The organism is Vreelandella massiliensis, assembly GCF_900155385.1.
In the GTDB taxonomy this organism is placed as follows: Bacteria; Pseudomonadota; Gammaproteobacteria; order Pseudomonadales; family Halomonadaceae; genus Vreelandella; species Vreelandella massiliensis.
Window position 1 is genome coordinate 1,855,670 of record NZ_LT699745.1, and the last position, 20,036, is coordinate 1,875,705.

Genomic DNA, 20,036 nt, shown 5'->3' on the forward strand with positions numbered 1-20,036 from the left:
GGGGCCCAGGTCACAAAACCACGGGGAACCGGCGGAAAGCCGAGTTATGGTCAAGTCTGGTGTACAGCGGTCAAGCGGCGTTGCTGTCTGATTGATCGGTTAAAGGCTCACCATCCTGGAACTTCACGTTATTCACGACGAGTTCCAGTTTGTTGAACCCGGCTATCCGCTTCCAGCGCTTCTGAGCGCTCTGAAGCAGCTTAAACACCATCGCCAAGGTCGTTGCCCTAGAACCGCAATTCCGGCTGCGTTTGCTCCGCAGGCGAACCGTAGCGAAGGTCGATTCGATCGGATTGGTTGTACGAATATGCAACCAGTGCTCTGCCGGATAGTCGTAGAACGCCAGCAGCGCCTCCCGATCCTTCACCAAGCACGCCATGGCGTTGGGGTACTTGGTGTCAAAGCGTTTCACGGTGCGATCAAACGCCTTGTGTGCTTTGTCGCGTGTCTCGGCCATCCATATCTCGTGCAGGTCAGCCTTGACCTTGCGCTGCACGGATTTCGGCAGTTTGTTCAGTACGTTAGCCGTCTTATGTACCCAGCAACGCTGGTGATCCGTTTCCGGGTAGAGCTTGCTCAACGCCGCCCAGAACCCCATGGCACCGTCGCCGATCGCAAGCTTGGGGGCATGGGTGAGTCCGCGTTCCCGTAGTCCCGTGAGCAGCTCTACCCAGCTGGCTTCCGACTCCCGTCGTCCATCTTCGACGGCAACCAGCTCTTTACGGCCATGCTCGGTCACACCGATGATCACCAGCAGGCACAGGCTGTCATCCATGCGCACCTTGCTGTAGATACCGTCGACCCACCAATAGACATAGCGCTGCTCTGATAGGTCGCGTTTCTGCCAGTCAGCATGCTCGTCCTCCCACTGCTTCTTAAGCCGGGACACGGTGTTCGCCGAAAGGCCTTTGGCCTGATCACCCAGCAGCGCGGCCAGTGCCTCTTGGTAGTCGCCGGTGGAGATTCCCTTCAGGTAGAGCCAGGGGATCAACTCCTCGATACTGCGGGTTCGCTTCAAATAGGGCGGTAGCAGGCTGCTGTTAAAGCAAGCGCCATGGCCGCTGCGGTCCCGTACCTTGGGTACTTGCACGCTAACATCACCGATGCCTGTCTGGATCGTGCGCTCGGGCAAGTGGCCGTTGCGGACCACGGCACGACGCCCATCCTCCAGCGTCTTGTCGGCGTATTGCTCCAGAAACGTCGTTAGCTCCGCCTCCACGGCCTTGGCGATTAAGTCTCGGGCTCCCTGGCGTAGCAGCTCATGCAGCGGGTCCGTGATGTCGTTGTCTGGCTGTGTCACGGCTTGGAGGGTAGAATCAGTCATGGCGTATCCACTTTTGTTGGTTGAGATCTTGGTCGTGATCAATCAACAGGATACGCCACCCTTCCTACTTCCTCCCATACACCAGAATCGAGCTTAACTCAGGCTATAACATATGAACCGTGTCCAATACTTCTAACTAAACGTGCCCGACCACCAGTGAAGCTGTAATCACCCCCTTGGCCCGAAACCGAAGAAGACCAAGAAAGTTCCACTCCAACATTGGAAGCGTGACCACCTTCACCTCCTGTTCCAACTAATGAGTATGAACCAAAAGTTGCGGTGGTATCCCCCCCGTCGTTTCCGCTGGCAGCCACAAAAAGGTTATATTGCTCAGCATAGTCTTTTTCAGATACCCCACCCAACCCTATCGAATATGTTACAGGTTCGGCTTTAACTATTTTTGTGGCTGCACAGCCGCCACCGCCACCCCCGCATGCACTAGTCTCCCAATCAGAATTATCGCTCAGTGCCCTGTTTAGTATTGAAGCAGCTCCACCGCCAGCACCAATAGCCGCAACACGCATTGCTTTTGCGCCGGTCGGCGGCTGTAATGTTCCACTGCCGCTAACAATTCTTGTATATTCCGAATACTCCACTTGTATACCTCCAATGCCCGCAACCATTATTTCGAGGCTCATTTCGCCACCCTCACGAATCCAGACCACTCGATGCCATCCCAGAACAAGACGACTTTCGTTTCGTTATCACCCAACTCCGGTGCGGCATCGCTGTCCCAATCAATCCCAGCAGGCCAAGTCACCGCTGAGTTACCAGTGATATGCACCACGACCGTCATCGCCCTGTCGGCGCCCGGCTCATTGGCAAAGGCCAGCGTGCGCGAGCTTGAGGCATCGACGCGGAATATCTGTTGCTGCGCCAAGTCGAGCGTGGCAGTTGTATCGGCGCTGGCGAGGTCGTAGCGTGGGAAAGAGGTGTCTGATATGCCGCGCTTATCACCCAGAGCATTGTCCACGTACTCTTGGTTTGCCATGTACTGCCAAGGTGCGTTGGTCAGCGACGAATGTAGACGACGAACATAGATGCCGCCGCTGCCCACAGCCAACTGAAACGCACGATTGACGCTAATGCTCGCGTGAAGCACACCCATGTAATCTTCGGGTGCCCACCCCTCTGTAATATGCTCGATGACTGCTAAGCCCGCGTCCCAGTTGTTGGAGTCATTGGGGTCAGTAGCGGGCTTTCGTCCCTCGGCACGCACCCAGCGGGCATCCACGTCGCGGAACGTCACGTCCTGCGTGGTGCCTTGGTAAGCAATGTTGCCGGGTTTGCTTGTCACCTGATCCCAAGGCACTTCCATCTGCTCAAGCGATGCCGCCGTCAACCGCGCCTCGGCCCGCTCCAAGGCGTCATGGGCCACGGCACTGCCTTCAAAGCCCCGCTCGACAGTAACCGACGTGGCCCCTACGCCCGTGACCTTCACTACTTCGATGTTCTCACCGTAGCGCGTGGTGTCCGCATAGAGCGTCAACAGGAAAAAGTCGCCCGCCGCAAGTGAGCCAGGAAACCCGTTCATGCCACTCAGTTCGATCTGCGTGTCCGTCGCGGTAATGGCCTGGGCCAACGTCGCGTAGCAGTTGTTCAAAAATATCTGTGCCATTTACATATCCACCACAACGATGAGGAAATCGACTTCCTTTTCGCGGGAGTCGGTGTAGATCAGCGCCGAGAACTTGTAGCTCTGGCCACTGGTACCGCCTTTGATCCAGAACTTCACCCGGTCGGCATCAAAGCCGGTCTGGGTAATCTCGATGCCAGCGGGCGCGGTGACCTCCACCGCTTGCACTTCGTCACCGGGCGGAAGCCAGTCGGATAAATCAAGGTCGTAGTCGAGGTGATCCCTCGGCTGCTTACGGAATGTTTTCATGCGACGCGGTACTCCCGGTTCGAAGCAGGTAATAGAATTTCACGCGGATTGGCGGCAAGGATCACGGTACGAGTAGCAGGGGCCGGAGCGCCGGGGTTAATACGCGGCACGGCCCGCATCACAGACGCATTGCCGAACAGCAACGGTGTCTCGTAGACATGCACGGTGCGAAGGCCATCGGCCTGTGTCCACGCCTCGACCGCTGCTTCCGCCGTGGGATAGTGTATAGTGAACACGGTAAACGCTGACGTTGTTTCGCCCGTGGTCACTGCCTCGCCCGCCATGCCGTTGAGACTGTGGCGTTTGTCCAGCGCACTTTCGGCCCAAGCATATGCCACCCCCGACACGCCAACGGCGACATACGCCGCATCAACGACCGCCGCTTGTGGGTGCAGCTCGCCGGTCACACCCACCCAGCGGTAGCGGGTCGCATCACCACTTCCGCCCGCCATCGCGTCGGTGACACCACTGGTACCCACCCAACGGTAGCGGATAAATTCACCCGTGCTTTGGGCCGTAACCTCCGCAAGCCCCGTGGCAAATGTCCACGGGTTGACATAGCTGTCGCCAAGCGTGCTGGATTGGGCGGTCGAGTACCCCGACATGCCGTGGCGAAGGTAGCTGTTCGCTTCGCCCGCGATCTGGGTTTCCAGCACCGACGCGTTTGCCGCCGTGATCCGCAATGCATCCGCGTGTTCTTCGCCCACCGCCTCGGCCACCGCGTCAAAGTAGCTGTAGCGAACACCGCCGCGCGTGATCGTCGGCGAAGCGACCATGACCGCGCGGCCCAGGGCACCGCCGGTAAGAATCTGGATACGGTTCGAGTCAACCGCCAGTTCGGCGCTCGCCTCAATGGCCCCACGGCCCGAGCGAACGAACCACAGCCGGTCAAGGGTGATATCCGCCGTGCTGGTGGTAACACCCCGGCCCAGCCACTCGTTGGCGATACCGCGTGTCCGACCACGGGCGATAATCGAACCCGTCGCGGCAATCTGGCGCACGCGCAGGCGTTCAATTCGCCCCTCGTCGATCCAGCTAATGCCACGCGCCCGCGCCGCCCGAACATCAGGACGAGCGGTGCGGAGTGCGCCAACGTCAGGCGCTTCCGCCGTGGCGGAAAGCGTGGAGGTAGGCACCACTTGCCGCTCGGCACTGGCCGAAGATTCCGCGACGTTTGCCACGCTCTCCGTGGCCATGTTCGCTAAGCGGGTGGCAGTGATCGAAAGGCCCGCGTCGACCGCCGCCGTTTCGGCGGACATACCCGCCAACCGAACGCCGGTACCTTGTTCTTCGGCCTCGGCAACTAGCTCGCCGCCGTCACGCCAAACAAGGCGGTACGCGGCCAAATCAAACGTGGCGTCGGCAAGCAACTCACCAAACTGCCAGGCGGTGCGGTTAGCTGACGCCGTGCTATCGGCATAAGCGTCGGGCGAGCTTTGCACATAGGCAAAGCCGTAAACTTCGACCGTGCTATCGGCGCGCGCCTCGGCGACGCCGCCAAAGTACGCGTGACGTTCGCCCACGCCACTCGACGTGGACGCCACCACCAAAGACGTTGTGGCAGGCTTGGCCAGCCGCGTGCTATCAAACTGTTCGCTCGCCTGGGCTTCCAGCGTGCCGGTCGGTTTAACGACACGCACCGCCGTCGCCCCGGCCACCGCCGATGATTCAGCGGTGGCCGATACCCATAACCCTGCCGCCCCGCCGTTAAGCGGGGCACCGTTTAGCGGAGCGAACATAAGCAAGCGTCCCTATTAGCGGACGATGACTTTAACGCCACCAATGTCGATGGAGAGTACGTCGTTAATCTCCAGCGTCTTGGCCACGGTGAACGCACCGTGGTACAGCAAGTTGCCGCCCGTTTGTGCGTCATAGAGTCCATAGTGGCTAGCGGTCACGGTGCCATCGGCGACCGGCGGGAACTGAATGACCTTGGCGTTAGACACCTCGGTGCCATCGCCGGAGGTGGACGGTGATGTCCAACCGCTGGAAATGGTTTCGCCCTTGGCCATGTCCTGACGGACATAGGCCGAGTCGGTCACTTCGTTGCCCGAGGCCGCGTCGGTCGGGTCAGTGGTAAACAACGCCATGTAGATCGTGGCGGGGGTGGAAAGCGCCTGACCACGTAGGGTGTGGTTCAAGATGCCTTCTTCAAGATGATCGGAAAATGCTGCCATGATGTACCTCGCGCGAGTTAATTAGCATTGCGTATATTGTACGACATAAAGCCCCGCTGCGACAGCATCGGCACGCACATCTAAACCACCCAACAGTGTTGACAAATAGTCCACTAACAACCAATATGGTTGTAACTAGATGCTAGGTGGGTCAATGCGAGTCATATCACGAGCCCCATTTCTACAAGCTATGGCTAACCACCCTAATGACGCCAAAGCAGTGGATAAGACCTACAAAGCGTTAAAAGCGGCGACTTTTGTCAGTCCCGACGCGATGAAAGCAATGTTTCCGAGCTTAGATAACTTCCGGTACGTCGATAGATGGTGGGTCATAGACATTGGCGGAAACAATCTCAGGCTAATTGCCTTTGTCGATTTTGAAAAGCAGCGGCTTTTTGCTAAGCACTTAGTAACACATGCCGAGTACGACAAGCTGTGCAGCAAATACGCGCAGGAGAAAAGACAATGAACGCTATCGCTTTCGCTCAACCCGCAGCAAAGATTTTCAAGGAAGCTCCTTTCCTTGTACGAATCCACAATGATGTCGAATACCAAGAGGCGCTCGTTCTGGTTGAAACACTGCTGGATGCGGACGACGAGGACAACGATTTCCTAATTGAGCGACTTACCGATGTCATCGAGGAGTGGGAAGACACTGCCCCGGCGTTTGCTGCCTTTAACGAAGCCGTCGCGGCCTTGGACGGTGTCGACATGCTGGAGTTTCTAATGGAGCAACATGGGTTGGGCACAGCCGATCTCCCCGAAATCGGCTCCAAGTCTTACGTGTCCAAAATACTCAATCGCAAACGTGAGCTGACACGCCGCCATATAGAGGCGCTATCAGCCCGCTTTAGCATTGACCCGGCTATCTTTTTTGCTCGCTAAGCACCGTTCATAAGACGAGCGCGTTCGACCACTTCTTTTGCCTTGGCGATATAGGCGTCGTCTTCCGTCTTGTAGGCGTCTTCTAAAAACACCTCGATGGCTTCTTCACTGTTAAGCGACGCCGCTGCATCGTAACTGGTTAGCTTCTCGCCCATAGTCCTTCCTCCTGACCTAATCGAAGATTTTGTTCACCACGCCGGGGAACTGGCTAGCGACCGGAACCATCTGCCGCAGCTTAGTGGCCGCTTCGCCGCTCGACCATTCACCGTCGGCGCCCCAGTCGGTAAGCATCTCCGCCTTGCCAATGACCGGCGACACGGAACCGATGGGCGACCGGCCCCAATCCGATTGCTGCTTCATCGACAGCACCATTTCCAGTGGCCCAAAGCCCCCGGCACGGCTGAATAGGTACTGGCTGTATTTCGCCACGCCGCCGTAATCCTCGATATCTTTGCCTTCTCGCCCGGTCGTTACAGGGCGCATCCATTCACGAATCTCGGTACCCGCTGCGGCCAACGGGATGGTCGCCACGGCAAACGCCATGAACGGCGCGGCGGCGAGGAACGCTTTCTTCTCTGCCGACAGCCCTTGGCCACGTACCCATTGGCGTTTGGCCTGCCGCCACATGCCGAGTAAAATGCCCTCGCCGTAGGCGTACATATAGCGCTTCACCATCCAAAACATCTTAAAGTAGGGGTTGTTGAACCAGCTCGGATTCTGGAACTTGCTTGGGTACGAGCTGCCCTCGTACATGAACTGCGTCAACGCGTTCTGTACCTTCTCGGCGGTGGCATTGCTCGCGGTGTCCGCTTCTGGCGTCCACACCGGGCGACCGTCGCTGTCCCAGTTGCGCACGTCTTCCGCCGTCACACCAAGCTGTTCAAGCGCCTGGGTATCGCCCACTTCGGCACTGCGAAGTAAATACTGAGTGCCGATGGAAATGCCCATAATCCGCGACACGTTCGTCATTGCCGTTTGGCCGTTAAGCTTAAAAAATGCCGTACCGATCTTGTTCAACGTCGACGACTCGTAGTTGTCGCCCATCGTTTGCCACATGATGCGTTCGGCGCTATCGCTCAGCACGTTGCCCGCCGCTTTGGCAAACTCCCGCGCTTCACGATAGCCGCGCACCCCGTCGATCATGCCCGCGCGGCCATGCGCCCGTACCGCCGGTAAGCCCACCTCGGGGATCGACGCGATGCCGGAGAACGCCAAGATTGTCCAGCTAGTGAACGCCGTCACCCAGTCGTTGATGTTGCGCAGTCCGTTAGGCATGGCACTGGTCGTGCGGCCCATGACACCATCAAGCATCTTGAGAATGTCTTCACGCGCTGCCTGCCCATGCTCGGCAACCACCACGTCCATCATCTGGTGAAATTTGCCGTTAGGGTTGTAGTAGCGACCGTCCTTCAAAAAGCCCATCTGCTCCATCTGCGTGCCGTTCGGGTCATCCACGCCCAAAACATTACGGTGATGCGCTTGGCGGTTGGCAATCTGGTCAGTATGCCCGCCGAAGTTCGCTTCCCACGCGGTACGCTTCGCCAACCCGTCGATGAAGTGATAGAACACCGCATCCGACGGCTCGGCCAAAAAACCCAGCTCACGAAGGCGCGCCACGCCAAGCGCATCAACCATGTGGCGGGTAGTGTCGTGGTAAGACACCGGAAGCCCCGGCGCAATCGAAAACTCACTCTGGCCGTGGCTGTCAAGCAACAACTCCAGACGCTTAGCACGTTCCGTGTCCGTCGCCTCGGGAAACGCCTCACGCATTAGCTCGTCAAACGCCTGACGTTCTGCGTCCACCTTGTGGTGGTCGAACGCCACAGGCGGGTTATTACCGTCAAGAATCGACGAGCGAAAACCACTTTGACGCGCGTTATCCGTCATGGCTTTCATGGCCCGTGCCAACGCAGCCGCCCCACGTTTGTGCGTGCGGCCCGCCTCAAAATCACGGAACGCCTCGATCACGGCATCCTGCTTCGCCTTCCCTTTGAACACGCCCTTGATACCCGCTGCCTTGTACACTTCACCAAACGCCCGCTCCATTACACCAACCCATTGATCGCGCTTGGCGTTGGCCATCTGGTCGTAGGCTTGGATACCCTCGACATTGCGGTCTGTGGCATTGCGCTGAAATAGATGCGATGCCAGCTCTGGGCTATAAGATTCAAGCCGCCCCACCACGGTACGGCCCAAGCGGCCCACGGCCTCCGCCACGGTGCCCGGTGCCGTACTTTTCTTGACGAAGTTCTTCGCCCGCGTGTTGAGCAACTTGGCTTGATTGGCCTCGGGCGAGCCGTCGTAAAACTCCAGCGTAAAGTCGCGGGTGGATTGCGGCCCACGCTGTGGGCGAATCGGTTGCTCGCCACGGCGGTAAGAGTCAAACGACACCGTGTCGTACTTCTTACCGTCCCTGCTATTGGTGCGCGTCTGGTACGCCAACGACTGCTTCTGTTGAGTACGAATCGCCTGAGCAAACTGCGAAAAGGCCCGCGTGCGCGTGTAACGGGGCAATAGATACTGAATCCGCTCCCACAGCCCTCGGAGCAAGTTCGCCAGCCGCGTGAACGGTGTCATCTGCTCAGGGTCAGCCATGCCCAATGCCCGGTCGATCATTTCGTTAGCGGCTTGGTCGGCAAACCACTCCTTGAACAGTGCCGGGTCTTTCTCGGGCCGGGTTTCTGTCTGTGCCTCAAACGCCGCGTAAACCGCCTCGCGCTGCGCGTGGTTATTGCTCAATGCCTGGGCGTAGTCATCAAATACCATATGCCCCAGTTCGTGGCCCAACTGGTGATACCACCGCGTTGTTGCCGCCACGCCGCGTTTGGGCTGAGCCGGTAGCGACACCAGTACAAAGTCGCCCATCGGCATGTACATAGGGCGCTCGCCCGCGTGCGCGTGCCAAAGCTGGTCAGCAATGCGATCCCGTTGCTTTTTGCTCAGCAAACTATGCTTGTCGAGGTTAGCGCCGATCTGATCGGCATTTTCGCCCACCGTCACCATCACTGGGCGACCCGTTGAGCGAAAGTCCTCGACCGCTTGGCTAACGAAGGACTCAACTGCGCTGCTGTCTTCAGCCCCAATGACACGCATCCCTTTGTCACCAAACGCCGCGTGAAGAATCTCGGGACGCGTTGTTTCTTGTGTCGTGATGCCGTGGCCCTGCACACGCTTCGCCGCCTGCATCTTCTGGTAGGCCAGTTTGTGCGACTCGGAGGCAAATGACGGCTGCACACCTTTAAGACTCACGGGCAGTGCGTCTTGGGTGACACCGGCATAGTACAAATTGAACATTGTGCTGCGCTTGACAGGTGTGTCGGGGGCCAACTCGGCGTTCTCCACCTGCTCAACTTGGCCGGTCGCTTCCTTGAACGCGGCAACACGCGCCGCTAGCTGCTCACGCATTTGGCGTTTGTAACGAAGCCCCTCGAACCGCGTTTTGGCGGTTTCGTCGGCCTGCTGCGTTTCGTCGCGCGAGTCACGCTCGCCGTCTTGGAAGTTATCGGATTGCTCGTCCGTCGGCACCGGCGCCGCATACTGGTTGCCGTCTTGGTCGACTGCCGCCACCATCGGCTGACCGCCCACGTCAAAGTCTGCTGGGTTTTCGTCATCACCAACACGACCTTCCGCCTCGGAACCCGCCAGCCCCCAAAAGGTTTCGTGGAGTTCAGATGCCTTGTCGCGGGCCGTTTCACGGTCGTAGCCCTCAGCCTCAAGCTGGCGAGCCAGTTCATCCAGCGAACGTTCGGTATAAGACTTCAACCGACCGATTTTGTTGAGTTCACGCGACACCGACGTGGCCCGGTCACGTTCACGGCGGTACTCGGACAGCAGCGTGTTGAAGTTACGCACGCCTTGGGCACCGGGAAGCTTCGACACTTGCTGCTGAGTCAGTGAATAACGGCCCGCCACACTCTTGTTGGTATCAATACCGCGAAGATCAGGCGCGTCATCCGCGTCACGAAACCCTTCGGCCATGGCACGCACATGCTGAAGCGCCTGTGTGCGACGTAAAAGCAAACCTTCCGCCTCGTTCTCCTGTTCGCGCGCCTTGTCCAACGCCATGCGAGCATCGGCCATCGTTGTTTCGTCGCCCAAACGCTCAGCAACACTTACCTCGGCCATCGCCTGCTCGGCGTGAGCAGTCGCTTTGTCGTAGTCGCGCTTGGCCTGTGCCAACCCTTTCTCGCGGGCCGCTAATTGCGTTTGGGCGCGTTCTTTGAACACGCCTTGTTCAGCCGGGTCAAGCGACTCGACCGCACCGACCACATCAGCTACCAACGCGTCATCATCGGTCTGGTAAAGAGCATCATTCAGATCACGGATGGTCGCAAGCCGCGCTTCGCCTTCCAGTTGACCGAGGCCGTTCAGCATTCGGCCAACCAGCGCACGCAAACCACGGCGACGATCCGACTGGCGTTCGTTAATGCTATCCAGTTCCCTCGCCAAGTCAGCCCGAAGCTGATTGTCGCTGCGTTCTTGGAAGTACATCTTGCGGGCTTCGCCATAGGTCACGGGGCCGGAGGTGCCTTCCCAGATAACTTTGTGTTCAGGAATGAACGGTAACTCCCCCATGCCTTGTATGAACGTCGGGTTCTCACCGCCGGGCTGGCTAGCTGCTGCCGCTGGGCCGCGTAGCATACGGCTCAAGTTATCGCGCAAATTGCTGTAAGCATCCAGCGCACTATCAGGTTTACGCTCACCGGCTTGGCCGTACTCCGACATCGCCACCGCGTCAAACAAATACGGTGCCCTAGCCCCGTTACGCGTGGTGATGGTCAAACTGACAAGGTTTTTACCCTCCAAGCGGCTTGCCCGCTCGGACGACTCGATCTGCTGCTGGTACTTGGGCGAGCTTAGCTGACGACGGCGTGTAGTAGGGTCATCGCTAAGGGCCATCGACGTAGCAGGAAACACATCCCCGTTTTCGTCACGAGCGAACCGAGCGCCTTCCAGCATCGTGCCGAAAAACAGAAAGTCGGACGACTCCTGTTCGCTCCTATCTTGTAGCCGAGTATTGGGGAAACCTGACGCCGCTGCCGTTTCCTGCCGAGCTATACCGTCTGCCGTGGAGTCGCGGATAAACGCATCAAGCGGCGTGCGCCGACGCTCAAACGTATTGGCCAAGATCGACGCAAAGTTAGACGGGCTATCGAGAGCCGACTGTGTAAGCTGGTCAATCGCCCCAGGATCGCCTGACGGTACCAAGTGGGCGAGCAACCGGCGACCATCGAACTGCCCCGACGAAATACGCGCGCGTTCGTCGCCCGACAACGACGGAGCGGTTGCATCAACGGCAGCGTTGTAGCCAGCCCCCTCTGTCTGACCCGTTAGCTCGGAATACACGGCGGCGGTAGCCGCACTGGTCAGTGCCTCGCGTTGTTTAGGATCAGGCGCCTCGTTCGCCGCAGCAGTTTCTTGGATGTCTTCTTGGGCGCGCTCACCTTCGGACTCCAAAAACGGCGTGGGATCAAAATCAAACGGCTCGGCGTTGGTGACTTCGCTGTCCCACTGGTCGTCCGCCGACGATGTTTCGCCCTGACGCTCGGCCTGCACCACTTGCTGAAGCTGGCTAACGTCTGCCCGTTCTTCCGTCTCCGCATCAAACTCAAACCCACGGCTATCGGCCCGCGTCAGTTGTGACGCTTCAAGCAGCTCGGCGTCATTAAGCCCCGATAAATACTGACGGAGCGCCGCTTGAGAGGGGAACGCCTCGTTTAGCGCATCGCGGACAGCGGTTTGGTATTCGGCGGCGTTGTCGTAATGGTTGCGGTTAAGCCCCTCAAGGCCCGGTACCAACCCGGCCATCAAGCTCACGTCGCTGGGCGCAAGCTGGTCGACAAACCGACCCTCTTTCGTGCCATCGCGGCCCCGGTCATAGCGTGTGCCGTCACGCCACGCCAACACTTTATCGGCCACGGCGCTAATGGCGCGGTTACGCTGGCCGCGTTGCTCCTGCGGAGTACCCCGAAACGCACGCGCCTTCTCGGGCAAGTCCTTAATGCCCATCGCCTCAGCCACTTGGCGAAGGCGCGAGGCGTCAAGGTCAGATAACCGCTCGCCGCCCAACGCGTCACGCAAGGTCGCGTTGCGCCCCGGTACCACGTCGTTGATCCGACTTTGTAGGTCGCGGCGAAGCACGTTCTCGTTCACTGCCTCGCGGCTACCGACAAACGGCTCAGTGTCGATACCAAGGTCGCGGGCTTCTTGGATCAACGGTGTCACATCAGACGGTGGACGTTCTTCGCGGAATTGAAAACGTGCGGCTTCGCGGCGCTGGGCCGGTGTCTCGTAATCCTCGACCTGGGCCGCATCGTTGGTGCCACGGTTGACCTGCCCCGCCCGAAGTTCCTCCACCTCGCGGCGATACTGCTCAGCACGTTCGGCGCGAGCTTGTTCAACCGGCACCCGACGTTGTGTTGTACGCTGACCGCTACGAGCTTGCCCGCCCATTTTGATCGGCGCGGGTTCCGGTCGCGTCGACACTTGGTCACGAATTACGCGGCCTTGCTCATCCAGCTCTTGGTCGGCGAATAGCTCCGCGCCTTGCTCAGATTCATTCAATGCCTCGGTCTTGTTCTGGTCGTAACCAAGCTCGCTGGCCATTGTCGCTTCGTCGACCGCCGTGGACGCCTTAGCCACTGCCTCCGAGGAAGTCGATACTTTATACCCGCCGTTCTTGGTACGCTTGCCGTGCAGGTTGGGGTACTTTTCTTGCAGATACCGCAATGTCACGCCATCTTTGACGTTGCTTGGCGAGATGTACGTTATGGTATCGGGGCGGGACTCGATGGTGGCGTCAAGGTTGCTCGGCGGCTCGGCGTCCGTCTCAGGGTTCTCAACACCTGCACCCGCTTCTGTATCCGTGCCACGGAAATATTGAAATGTGTTGCCTGCCGCTGCGCCTGTGCCGCTGAGCGTGCCGCCGACTGTCGAGCCCGCTGCCAAACTCTCGATTAGCTGGTCGGTATCTACTTTGTACTCACCGCCAGTCAGGTCGACTTTATTGAGTTCATCAATGAGGGTCTGCGTCATTTCCGTGACGCCCTCTCGCCCACCGCCGGTGGCTACCGCACCTAACGTGGAGCCAAACCATTTGGCGATGGAGTCGACGCTCTCGCCGCCTTCAAAACGCTTGGTGACATCGCCCAAAATGCCTTTGAGCGAGGCGTAGTCAAACGCCGTTTTGACACCGCCTAGTACAAATGCACGGCCCGGATCATCTACGCCGATACCAAGCTGTTCGTTATAAGACTCGCCTGTGCTTTGAACTTGCATCGAGCCGAATGCACCAAGTTTTGCGCCCCGAGAAGCCGCGTCACGCGAAATGCCGCGAGCCGACCCTGCTGCCAGGGGGCCACCTAGCTTGCGTAGCGCCGCTTTACCAATACCTGCCAGCATAAGCGAGCCGCCACCCGTGGCAGCACCCGCCAACGCAGCACCGGCATCAACAAGAAGGCTGGGCATTTCAGCGCCAAGTGTTTCTATTGCATACAGTCCCGCATCGGCGAACCCGTCTACCTCGTCGATACCAGAAACGCGAGCCGGGTTGGATACCGCATCAGCAAGTGCTTCACGAACACCTTGTTCGCCATGGCGCTCTAATGGGTCATGCCCGGTAAAAGAACCCACTGCTTGTAGAAACGCATTGCCTGTAAGGCGAAGCTCCGCTTTACCCCGATCCCATGCGTCGGATAGTGGGCCTTCGGTGCCGTAGGGGGTTTCAACGCCCCCTTGAGATAAGCGCCCTTTGTACTGACCGCCAATGAGCGAATCGAGACGTGCTAAACGAGAACGGCGGGCGCTGGCCTGAAGCTCGTCGATTTCGCCCTCGCCGCCTAGCCGTTCAAACTCATTGGCCAAATTAGTCAGCCGGGACATATCCTGGGGAGTGGTGTCGCCGCCAAAATTCGTAGAACTAGCAAGCCCGCGGCTAATTAGTTCGTCGGAAAGCCGGGTACCGTCCTCGGTATAGATGCCACGAACTTCACGCCCATAGGTTGTGCCTTCTACTCCACCAAAAGAAGCGCCTGGAGACAAACGACCTTTGGCGTAAAGCGTGGCTTGGTAGCCACCCGGCTCGAACGTAAATGCCGTTTCTGGAGTGTCGGAGCCTGAGTCACGGATAGTGCGAACGGAGGAACCGTCTTTGCGAAATACAGTATCGCCATCCGAGACGATTACCTGCTCCAAATTACGTTTATCCATACAGGCTCCAAAAAAAATGAGTGGCGGTTGCCACTCATTGTATCAGCATTGCGTATATTCAGTTAGTAGCCAAACGCCCTCAGCGATGGACGCTGCGACGAACCTGCTCGCTGTGATCCGTCTGCTTGTATCCTGCCTTCTTGGATCTCGGAAATTGCCTGTGTGCGTGCGGTTGTGGGATTGATGCGACGCGTCTCTACAAGCTCCGCAGCACGTTCCGCCGCCCTCAGACGTAGCTCGCGTCCTTGGGTACCATCCGGTGCTGACCCACTATTCCAAAAGTCATCTTCGTAGGCAGATACCATCGCCGTCTTAGCATTAGGGCTGCTGTAGCGCATAGCGCCATTGAGATAAACGCTAACCGGGACACCTGACTCCGATGAAAGGATCGCTGCATCGCCCACCAGCGCCTCCATGACTTGCCTGCCACGCGCCGTGTTAAGACGGCTGAGAAACTCCGGGTTGTCCGCCAGGAAGCCGTCAACCTGAACGCCAACCTGCCCAGCGTTGGTGTTTGGTTTGTAATCATCGCCTTGGGCGTCGATGTGCTTCTCGACAGCAGTGACCGCATTGTCGCGCACTTCGCTATACACTTGGCCGCGTTTGTTCTCTAGCTCAAGCCCAGCGGTTTCTGTTGCGCGGTGATCCGACAAGCTAACCGCCGGATTACCCGTTTCACGTAAGTTGGAGGCAATCTGCGAACCTGTAAGCTCGCCCGCCTGCATATGCTCCAACGCTGTGCCGAGAGTGCGTTGCGCATTTCGTGTCGTCGCAACGGAATCCTGTGCAATGGTGCCTTCTTGGGGCGGCGGTGCCGCAGGAGCCTGTGGCCCCAATTCGCCCAACCGGCGAACAAGCGAGCCGCGTTGAGTTCCATACTCCTCTAAGGAAAATTGATCGAGTCCCTTCGCCCGACCTTCTTCTTCCAGTGCTTCAATCTGTTCGTTTAGCTCAACACGGCGAGCGAGCTGTTCGCTGGTAAATCCACTTCCGCGTGGGCCGAAGTTACCCTCAGTTTCAGCATTTAGAGAAGCAAGTTCCTCCTGCAAAGCAGACAAGTCGGCTTGGTACGCTTGGGCTTCGTCGCGTGTGGCATCCAGGCTTTCAATGGCTGTTTGTGAAGTTTCCGCTTCCTCGACCAACCCGTTTTGCCGTCGAGCAAGGTCGTCGGCAACAGCAGACTCAACAAGATTGTTTTGGGCGACGCTCTCCATGTGACCAGCGATGTTTTCGGTGTCCGAGATAAATGCCATCGCTTCATCTTCGCTAAACCCATGCTCCTTGCCATCAGACGTGGTAAACACAAGACCACCATTCTCGTAACGGGTGTCCGTAACTTCTACACCAAACGACTTCTCCGCCAACGTTTCTACACCGCCGATGAAAAAGTCGTTGGACATAGCGGACTCTAGGTTTTCGCCCGACGCAACCCACGCCTTACTGATTCCGTCCTGCACATCGGCGATGCGTTCACGGTCAGCCTGCATGATAGCGCTTTGACTTTCTGCCCGAGTTTGGCCAATCCTGTCGCCCTCGGTCGCCTGCAACACATTAAGGTTTGACTGGTTAATGTCGCCCGCCAAACGGCGCTGTCTTGCCAACTGTCCAGTGGCAGCGGTAGAGGCTTCTTGAGTAAGCACCGCCTCCTCGGCTTTATCAGCAACAGCGACGCCCTCGCGCTTGGAGTGAGGCTCCAGATACTCAGCAACGCGCGCCTTCACCTCTTTGACGCGATTGTCGAAACGACCACCCTTGTTGCTAATACGCGACCCCTCGTTCATCAACGAGTAGCGCTCCTCTTTCAGCTCACCCAGGCGCCGGTCGCGCTTGTACTCTTGGATGCCCGTAAACGTATCGAGGGCAGACCCTAATGCGGTACCTAATGACATAATGCCCTCCGTTTACATGGCCAGCGCAGCAATCGTGGCAATCGTGCCAATGGTCTGCGCCGTCTGCTGTGATTTTTGTGCGCTGTGCTGCGCCTTGGCTTGCTGGTACGACCGCTGACGTGCTGACGAGTTTTGTGCCGATTCAGTCAGCCCACCCATGGCGCTCGACGACAGGTTATTGCCAATGTTGAGCATCGTCCCTTTTATGTTGAAGTTACGATCCTCGTCCATTTCCCGCCCGGTATTAAGCGCAGACAGCGCCCCCAGTGTCGTGGAGCGTTGGCTCTGGCGGCTTTCGGCCTGTTGCTGGCCACCCGTGAGCGACGTGCCATAACGCTGACGCATCCGTTCAAGGGCTGCGCGGCTACGTTGAGCGTCAGCAGTGGCCGTCGATGCGGCATCTTGCGCGTTGGTGTTATCCAATGTATCCGCCAGGGCTTCTTCCTGCGGCGCAAAGCTCTCCATGTAGCGTTCAAACTGCTCACGGCTTATACGCGCCGCCATGTCGTTGGCTTGGTCGTCAGACACATTGGTGTTCAGGTGGTAGGAACCATCGTCTTGGTAGCCTGACGGTTTAGGCGGGGGTGCAGTGGCCCCGCCAATAAGCCGACCAAGTCTGTCATTGGCGCTCACGCGACCGCCGCCCGCCGATTGGCGACCCAGCGACGCGCGACCGATGCCACCGTCAGCACCCAGATTGGAACCACGACGCCCGCCAGGAGTGTTAGACGGCCCCGGTGTATCACGACCGTCAAAGCCCGTGCCGCGACCGCCGCCGCCACCACGACCAGAACTGCCGCCACCGTAGCCGCCGCCTGTTGCTGAACTTGCCCAGCCCATACTCTACCTCCGGTATTTAGGCGCGGGTGCCCATTGCGACTGCATCTGCGTACTGCTGCGCTGCAACCCCGCATTGGTGTACAAACTGTTGTCCGCCGTCGGCGTGCGCCCACCAGACCCGCCGCCCGCGTACATTGACGCTCCAGCCCCGGCAATCGCACCAAGTGCTTGGCTGCGAGCCGCACTGCGCGCCGAATCCACCTTCAGGTCGTTTTGCATCTTGGATATGGCATCTTGCGACCCACTGCGAGCGAGCCCCGACAATGAGCGGTTGGTGTCCGTCGCAATTTCTCGGCCAATGCCCAGCGCCCCACTCATACGTGAATCCCGCTCAAGCTGCGCCTTGTGCGTCGCGCCGACCTTGGAGCCCGTCAGCGCAGTGCCAATAGCATCCGCTGACGTCGACACGCCGCCACCTAATGCCGCCAATCGTGTGGCCTCAGTGCCTTCGCGCATGACCTTGGACGATGCCTGCGCACGCCCGCGATCCCCGAACTCTTTTTGCGAGTCCTTGAGGTATTCGTCTTCGAGCGGGGCGTAAGTCTCTTTGTAGTGATCCCACTCCGCTGCCGATACCGCGTGTTGCGCCTTCTCGGCCTTCGACATTTCCGGCTTGTCAGGCTTATCCCCACCCTTGCTCATTGGCCCACCTCCCGGCGTAGCTGGATACTGTGTGCGTGAAAGCCTAGCGGGGCCAAGCGGCGCTCCCAGCCGGGGCGTGTGGTGCAGAACTGAACTGCCGTACAACCTTGTTCCGTCGCCATAAAATCTAGCTCCGTCACCACCTCACCAATCGTGTTGGGTACCCCCGGCTCCACGTAAAGCATCCACACGAACAGTGACCGATCCCCATTAAGGCTGGTCGTTGTGGTCGTGGCCAGAAACCCCACCACGCGCTCGTCGATACGGAGCAGTCGAAGCTCACACTCGCCGCGCAACGCCGCAGCATAAAGATCACCGGCGCAGGTCGTCTCGTCAGGGCACCGGGCAAAAATCGCCTCGGTACCTTCGTCGAGCAGTGGGAACACGTCGCGCAGCATCGCCCGCGAGTCCACCAGCACAAAGTCGACCTCAGATGCCGCCATATTTCACCGTCCGGTGAATGGACTGGTTGCGCTGCTGCCCAAACCGGCGTGCCTCGGGCACCCCTGACTGGTACAGCGAGAACATATCGCTCGCCGCATGACGGTTGCCCCACTCAACACTTGGTGTGCTGAGCAAGTACGCCGTGGCAAGTGACTGGATCATGTCGAGAAACGGCTCAAGCTCGTCGGCCAAGACCAACTCACCGCGCTTGGGTACCAACGCCAGATGGGCCACCAACGCTTCTTGCACCACCGTTTCGTCCGGTAGGCAGTCAAGCATCAAGGTACCAGACGGCGAAATCACGTAGCCCGTGGGTGTGCCTTCCTCGGTCGTAATCTTCGACGCGGACACCCCCAACAGCTGGCGATACTTCAACGTCACCCAGTACGGGCGAAGGATCGTCGTGCCCGACGGTATCCCAAGCTCCACGTCACGCAGCCCTTTAATCACCGGCTGTGATTCCGTGGTCACACGCCACGCGTGGCTGTCGTTGCAAAACTGCCGCGCCGCGCGGGCAATGGCTTTCTCGGCGGTCATGTCGGGGCAACCCGGTACCGCGATCAACACATCGCCCAGCAGTTCTTCGCCCAGATCAAGCATCAAGAGCCTCCACCCACCGGCGCGGAACCGACGCGATCCCGCGTGACATGATGCCCTGCGTTACTCGCCGATGCGGTGTATTCACCCGAAATCTTGAGCCCAAGTGACATAGCAAACGCGTTGTAGTGAGCATTGGCCCGCTCAAAGTTCTCCGCGAACGACGCGTCCTTGGAATACGCGCGGTAAAGCACATAATCCAGCACCGCGTTGGCGTACACATCGGGCAGCGGCATATCGACCGCGTAGTCCGCCAGATCAACCCCCGTCGTCTCCACCGGCTCGGGTGAATGCGACACCAGCGCTTCAACATGGCCTTGACCATCGTTACCGGGGTACACGTAAAACGCCGTGGGGTCGGATTCGTCGAACACGAAGTGTTTGACCTGGGGGCCAAATACCGTACTGCCCTCGTCATGCCAGTCGGGGTGTTGGGTGTCCAACACGTCCCGATTCACAATCCGCACCGCGCGACCGCCTAGACGGTTGCTCTCGGTGCTGCCTGACTTGAGGTTACGGATCACCCGCAAGAGCATTAGTGCCCCTGCCGGAATGGTTTGTCGCGTGCCCCGTACCAACGGCAGAACGACGCTTTTCGCCGACGCGGAAGGCTTGTGGATCGCCACTTCACGAGTACCATCGTTGAACCAGCACGCCAACTCGGGCAATGGCCAACGGATACCCGTTTCGTCTTGAATGAGCTTTTGCGCCCGCGAGAGCACGTCCCGCACTTGTACCGGCATCGCTTAGCCCTCGATCAGTGCCGCCGCCGCATCGCGGTCTTCGACAGAAACGTCATAGCCGACTTCGGCTTCGAGCGTCTTCATGCGGATATCGCCGCTGGCCGTCACGTCTTCTTTACGGCCTCGCGCCTTGATGGTCTTGATCGCTTCGGCAATCTGGTCAAGCGACGGCTTGATGTCCTTCTCCGGTAGCGCCGGTGCCTTGCCGTCCGCCGGTCGAACGCCCATGCCAATCGCGGCTTCCACCAGCGATTCACGCAGAGGGCGAGCTACCCCGGCTTTAAAGCGCGCCGTGACACCGTTTTTAACGACCTGAAGGTCTTTGTCAGAAACGTAATTCGTCATCGGTAATCTCCAAAAAGGGGCGGTGGGTTACACCGCCCAAACGCCTACCCTGCCGGG

Annotated in this window: 17 protein-coding genes; 2 read left to right on the top strand and 15 right to left on the bottom strand. The window is 58.8% G+C overall.

Going from position 1 to position 20,036, the window contains the following annotated elements:
• Positions 1–70: 70 nt before the first annotated feature.
• The 6 genes from BQ9846_RS13380 to BQ9846_RS13400 form a co-directional block, all read right to left on the bottom strand.
• Positions 71–1,324: an IS256 family transposase gene (locus BQ9846_RS13380; protein WP_075878825.1), complete on the bottom strand. Its 1,254-nt coding sequence runs from the start codon at positions 1,322–1,324 to the stop codon at positions 71–73.
• A gap of 98 nt (positions 1,325–1,422) precedes the next feature.
• The gene (locus BQ9846_RS16590; RefSeq protein ID WP_144049428.1) at positions 1,423–1,962 is read right to left on the bottom strand and encodes a hypothetical protein; all 540 of its coding nucleotides are present in this window, start codon (positions 1,960–1,962) and stop codon (positions 1,423–1,425) included.
• Positions 1,959–2,942 (bottom strand): hypothetical protein, encoded by a 984-nt coding sequence (locus tag BQ9846_RS13385; protein ID WP_075881442.1) that lies wholly within the window; start codon positions 2,940–2,942, stop codon positions 1,959–1,961. Before BQ9846_RS13385 ends, BQ9846_RS16590 begins: the two co-directional genes overlap by 4 nt.
• Positions 2,943–3,209, bottom strand: coding sequence for a phage fiber-tail adaptor protein (locus BQ9846_RS13390; protein ID WP_075881443.1), 267 nt, complete (start codon positions 3,207–3,209; stop codon positions 2,943–2,945).
• Positions 3,206–4,948 carry a hypothetical protein gene (locus tag BQ9846_RS13395; RefSeq protein WP_075881444.1) on the bottom strand — a complete coding sequence of 581 codons (1,743 nt, stop codon included), beginning with the start codon at positions 4,946–4,948 and terminating at the stop codon, positions 3,206–3,208. Before BQ9846_RS13395 ends, BQ9846_RS13390 begins: the two co-directional genes overlap by 4 nt.
• A gap of 15 nt (positions 4,949–4,963) precedes the next feature.
• Positions 4,964–5,386: a phage tail fiber protein gene (locus BQ9846_RS13400; protein ID WP_075881445.1), complete on the bottom strand. Its 423-nt coding sequence runs from the start codon at positions 5,384–5,386 to the stop codon at positions 4,964–4,966.
• A 154-nt stretch (positions 5,387–5,540) separates the two neighbouring features.
• On the opposite strand from BQ9846_RS13400, the gene BQ9846_RS13405 reads away from it, so the two are divergent.
• Complete coding sequence (locus tag BQ9846_RS13405; protein WP_075881446.1) at positions 5,541–5,855, top strand: type II toxin-antitoxin system HigB family toxin; 315 nt, start codon at positions 5,541–5,543, stop codon at positions 5,853–5,855.
• Positions 5,852–6,271 (top strand): helix-turn-helix domain-containing protein, encoded by a 420-nt coding sequence (locus tag BQ9846_RS13410; protein WP_075881447.1) that lies wholly within the window; start codon positions 5,852–5,854, stop codon positions 6,269–6,271. Before BQ9846_RS13405 ends, BQ9846_RS13410 begins: the two co-directional genes overlap by 4 nt.
• Here the strand turns inward: BQ9846_RS13410 and BQ9846_RS16710 are convergent.
• From BQ9846_RS16710 to BQ9846_RS13450, 9 genes are all read right to left on the bottom strand, one after another.
• A complete protein-coding gene (locus BQ9846_RS16710; RefSeq protein WP_159437929.1) occupies positions 6,268–6,426 on the bottom strand; it encodes a helix-turn-helix domain-containing protein in 159 nt (52 codons plus the stop codon). The genes BQ9846_RS13410 and BQ9846_RS16710 overlap by 4 nt on opposite strands.
• Before the next feature lie 16 nt (positions 6,427–6,442).
• Entirely contained in the window at positions 6,443–14,479 is an 8,037-nt protein-coding gene (locus BQ9846_RS13415; protein WP_075881448.1) for a hypothetical protein, read from the bottom strand.
• A 62-nt stretch (positions 14,480–14,541) separates the two neighbouring features.
• Entirely contained in the window at positions 14,542–16,368 is a 1,827-nt protein-coding gene (locus BQ9846_RS13420; protein ID WP_075881449.1) for a hypothetical protein, read from the bottom strand.
• A gap of 12 nt (positions 16,369–16,380) precedes the next feature.
• Positions 16,381–17,208 carry a hypothetical protein gene (locus BQ9846_RS17120; protein ID WP_075881450.1) on the bottom strand — a complete coding sequence of 276 codons (828 nt, stop codon included), beginning with the start codon at positions 17,206–17,208 and terminating at the stop codon, positions 16,381–16,383.
• Positions 17,209–17,211: 3 nt separating this feature from the next.
• Positions 17,212–17,850 carry a hypothetical protein gene (locus BQ9846_RS13430; protein WP_075881451.1) on the bottom strand — a complete coding sequence of 213 codons (639 nt, stop codon included), beginning with the start codon at positions 17,848–17,850 and terminating at the stop codon, positions 17,212–17,214.
• Positions 17,847–18,293 (bottom strand): hypothetical protein, encoded by a 447-nt coding sequence (locus BQ9846_RS13435; RefSeq protein WP_075881452.1) that lies wholly within the window; start codon positions 18,291–18,293, stop codon positions 17,847–17,849. The genes BQ9846_RS13430 and BQ9846_RS13435 overlap by 4 nt, the downstream gene beginning before the upstream one ends.
• Positions 18,280–18,894 (bottom strand): hypothetical protein, encoded by a 615-nt coding sequence (locus BQ9846_RS13440; protein WP_075881453.1) that lies wholly within the window; start codon positions 18,892–18,894, stop codon positions 18,280–18,282. The genes BQ9846_RS13435 and BQ9846_RS13440 overlap by 14 nt, the downstream gene beginning before the upstream one ends.
• Entirely contained in the window at positions 18,894–19,634 is a 741-nt protein-coding gene (locus BQ9846_RS13445; RefSeq protein WP_075881454.1) for a phage adaptor protein, read from the bottom strand. Before BQ9846_RS13445 ends, BQ9846_RS13440 begins: the two co-directional genes overlap by 1 nt.
• Positions 19,635–19,637: 3 nt before the next feature.
• Complete coding sequence (locus BQ9846_RS13450; protein ID WP_075881455.1) at positions 19,638–19,979, bottom strand: hypothetical protein; 342 nt, start codon at positions 19,977–19,979, stop codon at positions 19,638–19,640.
• Positions 19,980–20,036 lie beyond the last annotated feature (57 nt).